This window comes from Pseudarthrobacter sp. NIBRBAC000502770 (assembly GCF_006517815.1).
GTDB classification, from domain to species: domain Bacteria; phylum Actinomycetota; class Actinomycetes; order Actinomycetales; family Micrococcaceae; genus Arthrobacter; species Arthrobacter niigatensis.
The window spans coordinates 4,195,893-4,209,255 of the sequence record NZ_CP041198.1; the positions used below are offsets into that span (position 1 = coordinate 4,195,893).

General features: G+C 66.5%; 12 protein-coding genes and 1 pseudogene. 6 read left to right on the top strand and 7 right to left on the bottom strand.

What is annotated here, in order from left to right; translation table 11 throughout:
* Positions 1–13: 13 nt before the first annotated feature.
* Positions 14–343: a GNAT family N-acetyltransferase gene (locus NIBR502770_RS19980; protein ID WP_141183113.1), complete on the top strand. Its 330-nt coding sequence runs from the start codon at positions 14–16 to the stop codon at positions 341–343.
* A gap of 32 nt (positions 344–375) precedes the next feature.
* Here NIBR502770_RS19980 and NIBR502770_RS19985 read toward each other — a convergent pair whose 3' ends face one another.
* Positions 376–699, bottom strand: a complete 324-nt coding sequence (locus tag NIBR502770_RS19985; RefSeq protein WP_141183114.1) for a hypothetical protein — start codon at positions 697–699, stop codon at positions 376–378.
* A 125-nt stretch (positions 700–824) separates the two neighbouring features.
* Entirely contained in the window at positions 825–1,175 is a 351-nt protein-coding gene (locus NIBR502770_RS19990; RefSeq protein WP_141183115.1) for a hypothetical protein, read from the bottom strand.
* Between the two features lie 88 nt (positions 1,176–1,263).
* Between NIBR502770_RS19990 and NIBR502770_RS19995 the strand changes: the two genes are divergently transcribed.
* The gene (locus NIBR502770_RS19995; protein WP_141183116.1) at positions 1,264–2,037 is read left to right on the top strand and encodes an SDR family oxidoreductase; all 774 of its coding nucleotides are present in this window, start codon (positions 1,264–1,266) and stop codon (positions 2,035–2,037) included.
* On the opposite strand, the gene NIBR502770_RS20000 is transcribed toward NIBR502770_RS19995, so the two are convergent.
* Together NIBR502770_RS20000 and NIBR502770_RS20005 are read right to left on the bottom strand one after the other, a co-directional pair.
* A complete protein-coding gene (locus NIBR502770_RS20000) occupies positions 2,005–3,141 on the bottom strand; it encodes an FUSC family protein (protein WP_141183117.1) in 1,137 nt (378 codons plus the stop codon). The two genes, NIBR502770_RS19995 and NIBR502770_RS20000, sit on opposite strands and share 33 nt — an antisense overlap.
* A gap of 206 nt (positions 3,142–3,347) precedes the next feature.
* Complete coding sequence (locus NIBR502770_RS20005; protein WP_141183118.1) at positions 3,348–4,937, bottom strand: MFS transporter; 1,590 nt, start codon at positions 4,935–4,937, stop codon at positions 3,348–3,350.
* A 432-nt stretch (positions 4,938–5,369) separates the two neighbouring features.
* On the opposite strand from NIBR502770_RS20005, the gene NIBR502770_RS20010 reads away from it, so the two are divergent.
* A complete protein-coding gene (locus NIBR502770_RS20010) occupies positions 5,370–5,627 on the top strand; it encodes a hypothetical protein (RefSeq protein WP_141158423.1) in 258 nt (85 codons plus the stop codon).
* 109 nt (positions 5,628–5,736) lie between these two features.
* Here the strand turns inward: NIBR502770_RS20010 and NIBR502770_RS20015 are convergent, their stop codons facing one another.
* Entirely contained in the window at positions 5,737–8,214 is a 2,478-nt protein-coding gene (locus NIBR502770_RS20015) for an ATP-dependent DNA ligase (protein WP_141183119.1), read from the bottom strand.
* Between the two features lie 40 nt (positions 8,215–8,254).
* Between NIBR502770_RS20015 and NIBR502770_RS20020 the strand changes: the two are divergent.
* The 3 genes and pseudogenes from NIBR502770_RS20020 (at position 8,255) to NIBR502770_RS20030 (ending at position 10,802) form a co-directional block, all read left to right on the top strand.
* Positions 8,255–9,378 (top strand): annotated as a pseudogene (locus tag NIBR502770_RS20020) (Ku protein).
* Between the two features lie 147 nt (positions 9,379–9,525).
* The gene (locus NIBR502770_RS20025) at positions 9,526–10,374 is read left to right on the top strand and encodes a class I SAM-dependent methyltransferase (RefSeq protein WP_141183120.1); all 849 of its coding nucleotides are present in this window, start codon (positions 9,526–9,528) and stop codon (positions 10,372–10,374) included.
* Complete coding sequence (locus NIBR502770_RS20030) at positions 10,371–10,802, top strand: SRPBCC domain-containing protein (protein WP_141183121.1); 432 nt, start codon at positions 10,371–10,373, stop codon at positions 10,800–10,802. Before NIBR502770_RS20025 ends, NIBR502770_RS20030 begins: the two co-directional genes overlap by 4 nt.
* Before the next feature lie 122 nt (positions 10,803–10,924).
* On the opposite strand, the gene NIBR502770_RS20035 is transcribed toward NIBR502770_RS20030, so the two are convergent.
* Together NIBR502770_RS20035 and NIBR502770_RS20040 are read right to left on the bottom strand one after the other, a co-directional pair.
* The gene (locus tag NIBR502770_RS20035; protein ID WP_141158418.1) at positions 10,925–11,203 is read right to left on the bottom strand and encodes an HPr family phosphocarrier protein; all 279 of its coding nucleotides are present in this window, start codon (positions 11,201–11,203) and stop codon (positions 10,925–10,927) included.
* A 67-nt stretch (positions 11,204–11,270) separates the two neighbouring features.
* Complete coding sequence (locus NIBR502770_RS20040) at positions 11,271–13,361, bottom strand: fructose-specific PTS transporter subunit EIIC (RefSeq protein WP_141183122.1); 2,091 nt, start codon at positions 13,359–13,361, stop codon at positions 11,271–11,273.
* Between the last annotated feature and the right edge of the window lie 2 nt (positions 13,362–13,363).

A 13,363-nucleotide genomic window follows, 5' to 3' on the forward strand; every position in this document is an offset into this window, starting at 1 on the left:
CCAGTGTCGAAGCATGACCGAGAACACCACGTCCGCGGAGGACAAGTTCACCGCCAACGTCTCGCTGAGGCGCAACGACGAGCAGCATTGGTACGAGCTCCTGGTGGACGGACAGCTCGCGGTGCAGGCCTTCTTCCACGACCTTCCAGGGCACATCGACTTCACCCACACCGAAACCGGCCGGGAGTTTGAGGGCCAGGGGCTGGGAAAGGTCCTGGCGCACTTTGCCCTGGATGACGTGGTGGCCACGGGCAAGCGGATCATCCCGCACTGCCCGTTTATTTCCAGCTACCTTCGCAAGCACGAAGGCTACGAGCAGTTTGTCGACTGGCCGGAGGGATGATCCCAGGACGCCGGCATGAGTGCCGGCGGTGGTCAGCTTGCCAGGGCCTGGTCGCTGACTGCCGCTACGGTTCCCGGATCGTCAATGGTGAAGCCGCACGCGCAACGGTAGGTGACGATGCTCTCCGGCACGGAGCCGGGACGCAGGGCAACGACGGTGTTGCCGTCCACGTAGACGGGCTGCCGGACCGGAAGTTCGTCCGGATCGACGCGCTGCATCGGTGTACGGCAGTGCATGCGCGAGTTCAAGGTCATCAGCAGGCCGGCGTCCACGGGTACGGTGGTGGACAAGGCCGGGCCAGCTGTTTGGGTGCCTTCCCCGGACGCCGTCAGCTGGTGTTCCATTGCGGTGGTCATTATGTTCTTCCTTGGGCTTCTTCACGGAACCGCCGGCGGTGGCAGTCCCGCCGCGAACTGCTTGCGGAGGTTCATCTGTCACCATAAGCAAAGCATGCTTATTATTTGGTGCACAAGTCAGGGCCTCATCTCCGGTTCCAGCCCCGCCGGCGCTGCCAAGTCCAGGCGTGCCAGAACAGCAGGGCAATCAGGACGGCAATCCCGCCGGAAATCCCCTGCGGGGCAAAGGCGAACACGAGATAGTCGAACGTGGCCCGGTCTCCCATGGACACGGACATGGGGTTGTTCAGCAGCGCCGACGCTCCGCCGGCAATCATTGCGGCGCACAGCAGCCACAGCGCCACGATGAACGGGTTGGGCGCCGGCCATGACCTTGGCGTCCCTGCCGGCTCAGCACCGTCTGCTTCAGGCGCTACGGGTTGTCCGTGTGTGTCCACTTCGCGGAATCCGAGCGCCCCGGAGTGTTGCTGTTCCATGTTTCCCCCTCACGGCAGCAGCCCGGCCGGCTGCCGGCGGTACCAGCCTAGCGGCCCACAGCATGCTCCCGCTGGCTAGGCTTGCAGCATGACGCCAACCAGCACCCGAACCACAGCACTCGTCACCGGCGCCAGCGCCGGCCTGGGCCACGAATTCGCAAAGCAACTCGCCGCGCAGGGGCATGACGTGGTGCTGGTGGCGCGCAACGCCTCCCGGCTTGCGGCAACGGCGGAGGAATTCCAGCGCAGCTATGGCATCTCAGCTGAGGTGCTCGCCGCGGACCTGACGAAGGATGACGACGTCGCCGCCGTCGTCGAACGCCTGAAGGACCCTGCGCGGCCGGTGGGGATCCTGGTGAACAACGCCGGGATCGGCCTGCTGCACAACTTCGAGGACAACCACCCGGCGGAGGAGGCGAGCCACCTCAAGCTGCACGCGGAAACGTCCATGGTACTTACCCACGCGGCCCTCAAGGGCATGCTGGAACGCGGGGACGGCAGGATCATCAATGTGGCCAGCGTGGCGGCATTCCTGCCGCGCGGCACCTACTCGGCTGCGAAGGCGTGGCTGGTGAGTTTCAGCCGGTGGGCAAACCTGGCCTACCGCAAGCGCGGCGTCAAGGTCACCGCTGTCTGCCCTGGGTTCACCCACACCGAATTCCACGACCGGATGGGGATGGACAAATCGGTGGCCCCGTCCTGGACGTGGCTGCGGGCGGAGCGGGTGGTCCGGGAAGGCCTGGCGGACAACGAGCGCGGCAAGGCGGTGTCCATCCCGTCCAAGCGCTACAAAGTGGTGGCAGCGGTGGCCAAGGTGGCTCCGGCGCGGCTAATGGCCGGGCCGGCGCGGAAGCCGAAGTAGGCCGGAGGTCCTGCCTCGAAGCCGGGGAATCCCCTTCTGCGGCCTCGAACCGGACCTGCGGACGGCCACCACCACCAGGATCCCCAGCAGCGCGCCCACCAGCGTCTCCACGGCCCGCTCAAGGATCAGGACCCTCGGTCCAATGGGGGAGGCCAGCTGGGTCATCAGCAGGATGACAGGGGTGAACCAGACCATGGCCAGGCCGTAGTGCCGGGTCATGAACAGTTCAGTGGCGAACTGGAAGAGGATCACCAGCAGGGCCAGCACCACACCCCGGTGCACCGGCTCCTGCAGGGCCGGGTACAGCGCGGACAGGGTCCACGGCCCGGGAATGAGGACGACGGCGGTGACGCCCAGCCCAATGAACGTCCCCACGATGCGGTGGACACCCCGCCGGACGCTGCTGGGGAGGTCTGCACCGGCGAGCGGTACGGCGGCTGCGGCCATGGCCCAGTGCGGGTGGCCGCTGCCGCTGATGACGCCCACCGTCCCGGCAGCACCCACCGCCAGGACGTACCGGGCGGCGTGCACCGACAACTCCCGGCGCCCCGCCGCCGAACGGCGCGGAACGCTCCGGGTGGCCCCTGGCTCCCAGGACCGCCGCCGCACCCAGCCGCTGAATCCAACCAGGATGGAAAACACCGACGATCCCGCTGCGATAAGCAGGGCGGCGTACCAGGGGACCGCGGTGGGAACGGAAGCGCAGGCACCCAGGGCGAGGATCCCGAAGAAGGGCCCGTTAGGTTTCAGCCGCACCCTGTCCGCGTAGACCGAGCCTACGCCGGCCAGTGTGGCTTCCACGGCCACCAGCCACCAGGAATGGATGTGGTTGATGGACAGGGTTACGCCCACGGCCACGCCGGTGAGCAGTACCAGGGCACCTTGGCCCTGGTGGCGGAGCCGCAGCTGGTGCGGTTCCTGCCGGCCGTACATGCCGGTCAGCGCGCCGAAGACGGCGTAGATGATGAGGTCCGCGCGGCCCAGGGCCAGCAGGAGCAACGAGGGGACAGCCACGCTGATGGCCACGCGGAGGGCGGCAAGGTGGTCTCCGTTGGCGGGTTCGAGCCGGTGCAGTGCGCGCACCTGCTCCTTGACGCGCTTCATGGTCGACCTGTCCTGTTTTGGTGGGGGCACAGCAGCCCGGGGGCCCTTGTGAAAGTACCACCGCGCCGCGGGCACCGTCATATGCGGTCAGTCATAAGGGGACATCAGGCGGGCACGCAAAGGCCCGTCCCGCGTGGTTCCCCAAGGAACCACGCGGGACGGGCCTGTGAGCGTGGGCTACAAGAATGCCCGGCCGGCCGGCGGGACTACGCCCTGGCCGGGACCCCGCGGTGGGAGTGAGGGTCGGTGCCGTCATGGGTGTCGAACGGCAGCTCGTCCAGGTTGATCAGCGGGTTCTCGTCCTGGGTGGCCACCAGTTCCTTCGCCTCGGCCTGGGTGTCGACGCTGGGCATCGATCCCGGGAGCGGGCGGTTGGCGGATTCCTTCAGGAAGTAGATGGCGATGGCACCGGCCAGGGACGTGGCCATCAGGTAGTATGCGGGCATCATGTCGTTGCCGGTGGCGCCGATCAGCGCGGCCACGATGAACGGGGTAGTGCCGCCGAAGATGGCTACCGCGAAGTTGTAGGCGATGCCCATGGCACCGTACCGGCTGGACGTGGGGAACTGGGCCGGGAGCGCCGAGGCCAGGTTGGCCACGTAGAAGGTCACGGGGAACGCAATGAGCGCCAGTCCGGCAAGGGTGGACCAGATCTGTCCAATACCGATCAGCATGAAGGCCGGAATGGCCAGGACGATGGTGCTGACCGCGCCGATCCAGAGCACGGGCCGGCGGCCGATCCGGTCGGAGAGCTTGCCGGTCAGCGGGATGCAGAGGCTCATGACCACCAGCACGGGGATGGTCAGCAGCGTGCCGTGAACTTCGTCGTAGCCCTTGGAGTCCGTCAGGTACGTGGGCATGTAGGACGTCAGCGCGTAACCTGCCGTGTTGGCGGCGGCAACAACCACCATGGCGACGATGATGGGGCGCCAGTGGGCCTTGATGATACCGACGGGGCCCTTGGCCTGTGCGGTTTCACCTTCGGACGCGGTCCGGGCATGCTCTTCCTGGGCATCAAGGGTGGCCTGGAACTGCGGCGATTCCTCGATCTTGCTCCGGAAGTACACGGCGATGATGCCCAGCGGGCCGGCCACGAGGAACGGGATGCGCCATCCCCACTCCTCCATGGTGCCCTGGCCCAGGGTCAGCTGCAGGACTGATACCAGGGCGGCGCCGATGGCGAAGCCCAGGTAGCTGCCCAGGTCCAGGAAGCTGGCAAAGAAGCCGCGGCGTTTGTCGGCGGCATATTCACTGACGAACGTGGTGGCGCCGGCGTACTCGCCGCCGGTGGAGAAGCCCTGGATGACCTTGAGGAGGACCAGGAGCGCCGCAGCCCAGAGGCCGATCTGGGCGTATCCGGGAAGGAGGCCGACGGCGAACGTGCTGGCCGCCATGATCATCAGCGTGGTGGCCAGGATCTTTTGGCGGCCGATCTTGTCGCCCAGCCAGCCGAAGATCACGCCGCCCAGCGGACGGGCGATGAAGGTGGCGGCAAAGGTCCCCAGCAGGAACAGCGTCTGGGTGGTGGGATCGGATTCGGGGAGGAAGACCGGGCCCATGGTGGTGATGAGGTAGCCGAAAACGCCTACGTCGTACCATTCCATGGTGTTGCCAACAATGGTTCCGCCGAGTGCTTTTTTCAGCATCGGCTGGTCAACCACGTTGACATCGGATTCCTTAAGCCGGCGCCGCGGCAGCAGCCTGGGCTTCTTGGCAGCCGTGGGGGCTGCCGGGTCGGTTCCGCGGGCGTTCCCAACGCCGGCTGGAGAGTGGATACTGCTTCGGTCTGTGGGCATTTGGGCAACTCCTGTGGAGGTCATTTGCTTGCGACTTGTAGCTGCCCCGCTCCGGGCAGGCCTTCAATTTTACGGGAAATCAGTACCGTTGGCTCGCCGGATGGCCTAGGATTCGCCCGTTTGAACCTCTGGATCGGGGGTGATCCGAAGATTTTTCCGGCGGTTTTCCCGCGTGATCATTGGGAAGCAGGCTGACGAAGCGGATTGTTACCGAATTTTTTCGTCGACAGCCGGTTCCGGGGCAGTTTTGGCCGGTGATGCCGCACTAAAAGTGACCGCCGCCACCGCCTGTGGAGGGGGTTCACAGGAGCCTTTGACGTGCCTATGGTAGAGCGATGAACACACTTCTTTCCGGGCGGTAGTCCACGCGCCCGGGCGCTTTGGTTGGCGTTTCGTTTCAAGGAAGAACGAGGGAAAGAAGGAAAGCAGACCATGGAAGAATCCAGCCAGTTCCACATCAAGCCTGAGGTCGCGGACCACCTTGCCGCAGCCATGGACGCACCGGTGGCCCCCGGACCCGCAGCAACCGGGGCGGGCATCCCCTTGGCAGGGCAGGGCGGTTGGCCGGACGGCTACGGGAAGCGGCAGCACCCGAAGGACCGCAACGCGGGGCATGGGCGGATGGGCCACGAGGCCGCCGTGGTGGCGGTCCACCGGACCGGCCGGCCGCAGATGCCGCACTCCTCGTAGGCGACACCTGGAACCACTCTCGACACGCAAATTACCTGGCGCCCCCGAAATTTGGCGGGCGCCAGGTAATTTGCGCGTCGTGGGATGGTTGGCGCGTCGAAAACCCGGGTCAGCTTTCCCGCACCACGTCCGACGGGTCCTTGTCCACGCGCCAGCCCCGCCAGCGAGGATGCCGAAGCCTGCCGGGCCCCGTCCATTCGCTGTAGGTTACTTCGCCTACCAGCTCCGGTGACACCCAGTGGGCATCGGCGGAATCCGGGCGGGGCACGTCGTGGAAGGGCGACGTCTTCCGGCCAAGGCGTTCCACCGTCTGCCGCAGTTCCGTAAGCTCCCGGCTGCTGAAACCAGAACCCACGCGGCCCACGTACTGCAGCTTGCCGCCGTCGGGAATTCCCACCAGCAGCGACCCCACGGTGTCCTGGCGGCCGCCCTTTCCCGGCCGCCAGCCACCCACCACCACCTCCTGGGTTTGCTCCGTCTTGAGCTTGATCCAGGTCCTGGTCCGCTGCCCGCTCACGTAGCGGCTGTCCGTCCGCTTGGCCATCACCCCTTCAAGGCCAAGCTCCCGGGCGCTGTCGAGGAGGAGGTCCACGGATTCCTCGAGCACCATGGACAGGTCCACCGGGCAGCCGGAGGGCGCAAAAAAGTCCTCCAGCCGCTGCCTCCGTGTGCTGAGGGGCAGCCGCCGGAGGTCCTCTCCGTTGTGGAACAGGAGATCGAACAGCATCAGCTGGACCGGGATGGCCGTACGGGCTTTGGCGACGTCGGCCGCCCGGGTGAGTTTCATCCGCCCCTGCAGCAGGCCAAAGTCAGGCCTTCCGCCAGGCCCGACGGCGATAATCTCACCATCAGCCACGAACGGCTGCTCCGGCCAGCAGGCCCGGTCCGTGAACTCGGGGTAGGTCCTGGTGACATCATTGCCGTTGCGGGAGAAGATCCGGATCTTTTCGGTGTCCGCTACCAGAAGGGCCCGGACACCGTCCCACTTGAGCTCGTACTGCCACGCACTTCCCTGAAGGTCTGCCGCCGTCCCGGCGGTAGCCATCATAGGTGCGTAATCCAGGGGGTCCGCGGACGCGCTGATGGCTGGTGCCGGGGCAACGGCAGGCTCTTTTCCGCTGGTGTCCCGGGACGGTTCCTGTGCCGCCGGAGCCGCATGCCGCCGTCGTCCACCCTGCTTTTCCTGGTCCATCAGGTGGATGAGCCACTGGCCGCCGTCGTCCGTGCCCTGGCCGCGTCCGGTGTGGATGAGCGCCACTTTCTTCCTGCCGCCCAGGCCGCCGCCTTCGGATCCGTCCAGCGTGACGATGACTTCCTTGCCGTTGATCCACTTGTGCAGCTGGTATGTGCCGGTGTCCCAGATAGTCATCTCACCTGCCCCGTACTGCCCCTTGGGAATGGTCCCGTGGAAGGTGAGGTAGTCCATGGGATGGTCCTCGGTCTGGACCGCCAGGTGGTTTTTGTCCCCGGCCTCGGGAATGCCTTTGGGCAGCGCCCATGACGCCAGGACGCCTTCGTGTTCCAGCCGCAGGTCCCAGTGCAGCCGGCTGGCGTGGTGCTCCTGGATGACAAAGCTGTTGCCGCCGGAGGGGATCCCCGCAAATGGTTCGGGTGTTTCCCGCGGGTCCCGCATGGAGCGGTACCTGCCCAGGCGCGGGTCGCCGTCGTGCGTGTCCTCCTGGCCGGCGGCACCTGCCGCAGCGTTGACGACGGCGGCGAACGGGTCCTTGCCGTCGCTCACCCGGCGCAGCACCTCCTGGTAGTCCAGGTGCTTGAGCTTCGGCGACTGGATTTCCCGCCACGTCCGCGGGGCTGCCACCATGGGCGTAGGCCTGCCGCGCAGCGAGTAGGGGACCACGGTGGTTTTCGCGGCATTGTTCTGGCTCCAGTCCACCAGCACCTTGCCTTTTCGCAGGGTTTTCTTCATGTCGCTGACGGCAAGGTCCGGGTGGTCCGCTTCAAGGGCGCGTGCCAGTTCCCGGGCAAAGGCGGAGATCTGTTCCGAGGTCTGGGTCCCGTCCAGCGCCGCGTAGAGGTGGATGCCCTTGCTGCCGCTGGTGACCGGCACCGGGTCCAGCCCCACATCCTCCAGGATGGCCCGCGCCAGCAGGGCCACCTCCCGGCATTCCGGCAGTCCGGCGCCCTCTCCCGGGTCCAGGTCCAGCACCAGCCGGTCCGGGTTGAGCTGGTTGCCGTGCGAATCCACCCGCCACTGGGGCACATGGATTTCGAGCGAATTGATCTGGCCGAACCACGTCAGCGTTGCGGCGTCATTGACCAGCGGGTAATGGATGGTCCGGTCCTTGTGGGTAATCGCCGCCCGCGGCAACCAGCCGGGCGCCGAATCCTCCAGGTCCTTCTGGAAGAACACCTCGCCGGGTTTGTCCGCGGTGCCCACTCCGTTGACCCACCGCTTGCGGGTGGCCGGACGGTTGGCCGCGGCCGGGATCAGGACGTGGGCCACCGCGGCATAGTAGGCCAGCACGTCGGCCTTGGTGGTGCCGGTCTCCGGATAGATGATTTTGTCCAGGTTGGTGAGCGTTAATTCGCGTCCCGCCACCCGGACACGTTCCCTACTGCCGGCCACGGGTCTTCACCTCCGGCCCGCACTGATGTTGACTGTATGAATGAGAGCCATCTGGAAAGGTGCCATCGCGTTCGGGCTGGTCAACGTGCCCGTGAAGGTCTACAGCGCCACTGAAGATCATGACATCAGTCTGCACCAGGTCCACAACGCCGACGGCGGCAGGATCCGTTACCAGCGCCGGTGCGAGGTCTGCGGGGAGGTGGTGGACTACTCGGACATCGAGAAGGCGTTCGAGGAGGACGGCCGCACGGTGGTGCTGTCCAAGGACGAGCTCAAGTCCATTCCCGCCGAGAACAGCCACGAAATCGAGGTGGTGCAGTTCGTGCCATCCGAGCAGCTCGAACCCATGATGTTCGAGAAGAGCTATTACCTGGAGCCCGATTCCAAGTCGCCCAAGGCCTACGTGCTGCTCCGGCGGGCCCTGGAGGACACGGACCGGGTGGCCATTGTCCAGTTTGCGCTGCGGGAGAAGACGCGGCTGGGTGCCCTGCGGATCAAGGACGATGTGCTGGTGCTGCAGTCCCTGCTCTGGCCGGATGAGGTTCGCCAGGCAAGCTTCCCGTCACTGGAGGCGGACATCAGGATTTCCGCGCAGGAACGTGACATGTCCGCGGCCCTGGTGGAATCCATGGCTGCCGACTTCGAGCCCGGGTCCTTCACCGACGAGTACCAGGTGCAGCTCCGCCAACTGATCGAGGCCAAGCTGGAACAGGGCGAATCGCTGGATACGGAGGAGACTTTCGGCGTCGAGGCCGGCGAGGGGGCAAGGGCGAGGTCATCGACCTCATGGAGGCCCTCAAACGCAGCCTGGACCGAAAGCGCGGCGGTGGCGAGGCCGCCTCGGCTGATGGCGCGTCCGACGACGAGGCGGACGCCGGGGACGAAGAGGCTGGGCCCGCCAAACCGGCACGCAGGACCTCCGGCACCAAGGCGGCCGCGTCCAGGACGGCGGCCGTGAAAACCGGGACGGACGACGCAAAACCTGCCCGGTCATCTGCCAAATCGACCTCCGCTTCCGCCAAGTCCACGGCATCGAAGTCTGTTGCGGCCAAGTCAACGGCGTCCAAGTCCGCCGGAGGGAAATCGACGGGCACCAAAACGTCCGGGACGAAGGACGCAGCCAAGCCCGCCGCCAAGACCACCAGGGCCCGCAAGCCGGCGTGACCGGCTGCGCTGGACGGGGTTGCCTGCCGCCCGGCAACAGCGCCTTTACAGCAGCCTTCATCGCGTCCACAATGAGTCGCATCACGGCCTCCGCTGTGCCAACAGCGTGCTGTCACCGATGAACCGGACACGTAGAGGGGCACGGACATGAGCCAGCAGACCGATGCAGTGGAGGCGGACCGGGAGCTAAAGAAAAAGCACCGGGCCATGTGGGCGTCGGGGGACTACCCCGCCCTGGCGGACGAGATGCTCCTGGAACTGGGAGCCGTCCTGGTGGAGGCCTGCGGCATCAGATCGCGCCAACGTGTCCTTGACGTAGCGGCAGGAACCGGCAACGCGGCCATTCCGGCGGCCATGATGGGCGCCAAAGTGGTGGCCAGCGACCTCACCCCGGAGCTTTTCGAGGCGGGACGGCGGGAAGCGGCCAACCGGGGCGTCAGCCTGGAGTGGCAGGAAGGGGATGCCGAGGCCCTGCCGTTCGGCGATGCGGAATTCGACGCTGTGATGTCCTGCATCGGCGTCATGTTCGCGCCGCACCACCAGGCGGCGGCCGACGAGCTGCTCCGGGTGTGCAAGCCGGGAGGGTCCATAGGGCTGCTGTGTTGGACGCCGGAAGGATTCATCGGGCAGATGTTCGCCGTCCTGAAGCCGTTCGCTCCGCCGCCCCCGCCGGGCGCGCTTCCGGCCACGCTGTGGGGGAGCGAAGAGCACGTCCGGGAACTGCTGGGCGGGAGGATTACGGACGTCCGCATCCGTAAGCAGAACCTGGCCGTCAGGAGCTTCCACCAGCCCGGGGACTTCGTCAGGTACTTCAAGTCGCACTACGGACCCATCATCTCCGTGTACAAGTCGCTCGCCGAGGACCAGGAAAAGGCCAAGGCCCTGGACAAGGCCCTGACCGACCTTGCCGATTCCTTCGGTGATGCTCACGGCGATTCCCCGTTCCAGATGGAGTGGGAGTACCTGCTCTTCACGGCAAGAAAGGCTGCAGCATGAGCGAAAACCATGTAGCAACGTCCGTCACCACCATCGACGCCGCGCCGGAGCGTGTGTGGGAGGTGATCACCGACCCCGCCGCCGTGAAGGAGTTCATGTTCGGGGCCACCCTGCACACTGACTGGAGGGTTGGCAGCCCGATCACCTGGGAGGGTGAGTGGGAGGGGAAGCCCTTCCAGGACAAGGGCAGGATCCTGGCGGTCGAGCCGGGCCGGAAACTGGTGTACACCCACTTCAGCCCGTTGTCCGGCCAGGCGGACCAGCCGGAGAACTACCACACGCTCGAATGGACACTGGAGGACCAGGACCGTGCCACAAAGCTTTCGCTGTCGCAGGACAACAACCCCAGCGAGGAAGCTGCCGCGCACTCCAAGGGCATGTGGGACAAGCTCGTGGCGGACGTAAAGGCGCTCGCCGAGCGCGGCTGACCCACGCCGCCCCGCCGGGGTGTTTAAGGCTTAAAGCCAAGCGGCCGTCGTCGGACGTTTCCCTTTCGGAGGAAAGCCCGACGGCGGCCGCTCGCGTTGCGCTGCCTGAGGCAGCATGGCTGCTACTCGGCGTCGTGGTCCGTTTCCAGGATCTGCACCAGGCGGTCCAGCGCGTCCTCCGCGCCGGCACCTTCGGCGCGGAGGACCACCACGTCGCCGTGCGAGGCGCCCAGGCTCATGAGGGACAGGATGCTGGCAGCATCCATGGCCTCATCGGCCGGCTCGCCTTCACGGGCAATGGTGATGTCCAGGTCGAATTCTCCGGCTGCCTCGGCAAAGATGGCGGCCGGGCGGGCGTGCAGGCCCACGCGGCTGGCAACGGTTGCGGTGCGTTCTGGCATTTTTGCTCCTTTTAGTCTTTCGGCGTGCTGATGGTTCAGCGCCGGGAAGGTATGTGGCTAAACCGGATCAGACGGTTACGGGAACCGGTTCAACCGTATCAACGGTCTTCTTGACTGCCCAGCGCTTCAGGGCGATGACCGAGAGGGCGGTGATTACCGTACCGACGGCGATCGATACGACGAACATCAGGAAGTTGTCGATGGCGAAGAAGACGAACAGGCCGCCGTGCGGTGCCTTGGATCCGACGCCGGCAGCCATGGAGATGGCGCCGGTCACCGCGCCGCCCAGCATGCTGGCGGGGATGACGCGCAGCGGGTCTGCGGCGGCGAACGGGATGGCGCCTTCGGAGATGAAGGACGCACCCAGCAGCCAGGCTGCCTTGCCGTTCTCCTGCTCCGCCAGGCTGAAGAGCTTCTTGTTCAGGACAGTGGAAGCCAGCGCCATGGCGAGCGGCGGAACCATGCCCGAAGCCATGACGGCGGCCATGATCTGCCACGGTGCCTGGTTGTCGATGGTTGCTGCACCGAGGCCGGCGACGGCGAAGGAGTAGGCAACCTTGTTGACGGGACCGCCGAGGTCGAAGCACATCATCAGGCCCAGGATCACGCCGAGCGCAATGGCGCCGGCACCGGTCAGGCCGGACAGCCAGGCGTTCAGGCCCTTGGTGATGGCAACGATCGGGCCGCCCAGGATCAGGAACATCAGGCCGGACGCCACCAGCGATGCCAGCAGCGGGATGATCACCACGGGCATCAGGCCACGCAGCCAGCGGGCTACCTGCAGGCGCCCCACCACGTGGGCGATGTAACCGGCGAGCAGGCCGCCGACGATGCCGCCGAGGAAGCCGGCTCCCATGAATCCGGCCACGGCACCGGCGACGAAGCCGGGGGCGATGCCCGGGCGGTCAGCGATTGCATAGGCGATGTAGCCGGCAAGTGCAGGGACCAGGAACCCGAGTGACAGGGCGCCGATCTTGAACAGCACCGCACCCAGGTAGGCGCCCAGCGGACCCCACGCGTTGTCCGGGAACTCGGTGGGCAGGTTGAACAGGCTGTTCTGGACCACGATGTTGTCCGCGTACTTGGTGATCAGGTAGCCGCCCATGAGGAAGCCGAGGGCGATCAGGAGGCCGCCACCTGCCACGAACGGGATCATGTAGCTGACGCCGGTGAGCAGGGCCTTCTTGAGCTTCTGGCCGATGTGCTCGCCCTTCTCCTCAGCCTCGTGCTCGGCCTGCTCCTCCGCGCCGAAGTGCGGGACGCGGCGGGCGTGGGGGTTGTCGGCTGCGGCGAGTGCTTCCTGGACCATCTTGTCCGGCTCGTCGATGCCGCGCTTCACGGGGGCGTTGATGACGGGCTTGCCGGCGAAGCGTTCCTTTCCGCGTACGTCAACGTCCACGGCGAAGATCACGGCGTCGGCGGCCGCGATGACGGCGGGGTCCAGTGCCTTGGCGCCGGAGGATCCCTGGGTTTCCACCTGCAGGTCGACGCCCACTTCCTTGGCGGCTGCCACCAGGGAGTCGGCCGCCATGTAGGTGTGGGCGATGCCGGTGGGGCATGCGGTCACGGCCACGAGGCGCTTGGATCCGCGGCCTGCGGAAGCTGCCGGGGCACCTGAATGGGCGCTGCCGGCGGCGGCACCAACAGCTGCGCCGGCGCCCACGGGCACTGCGTCAGCCGGGGCAGCTGCAGCGTGCGCGGCAGGCTTGTCCGCCAGTGCGCCGTCCACGAGCTCCACGATCTCCGCCTCGGAGGACGCGTTGCGGAGGGCCGCGGTGAAGTCCTTCTTGATGAGGGAACGGGCCAGCTTGGAGAGCAGCTTGAGGTGCTCCTGGTCCGCCCCGTCCGGAGCGGCGATGAAGAACACCAGGTCAGCGGGCCCGTCCTTGGCGCCGAAGTCCACCTTCGGATTCAGGCGGGCCATGGCCAGGGTGGGTACGGTGACGGCGGCGGAGCGGCAGTGCGGGATGGCGATGCCGCCGGGGATGCCCGTGGCGGTCTTCTGCTCGCGGGCGAACGCATCGGCGAAGAGGCCTTCGACTTCTGATGCGCGTCCGGTGGCAGCTACCTTGCTTGCCAGATGCCGGATCACCGTCTCGGGGGCGTTGCCCAGGTTCTGGTCGAGCTCGACCAGGTCCGTGGTGATGAGCTGGGTCACTG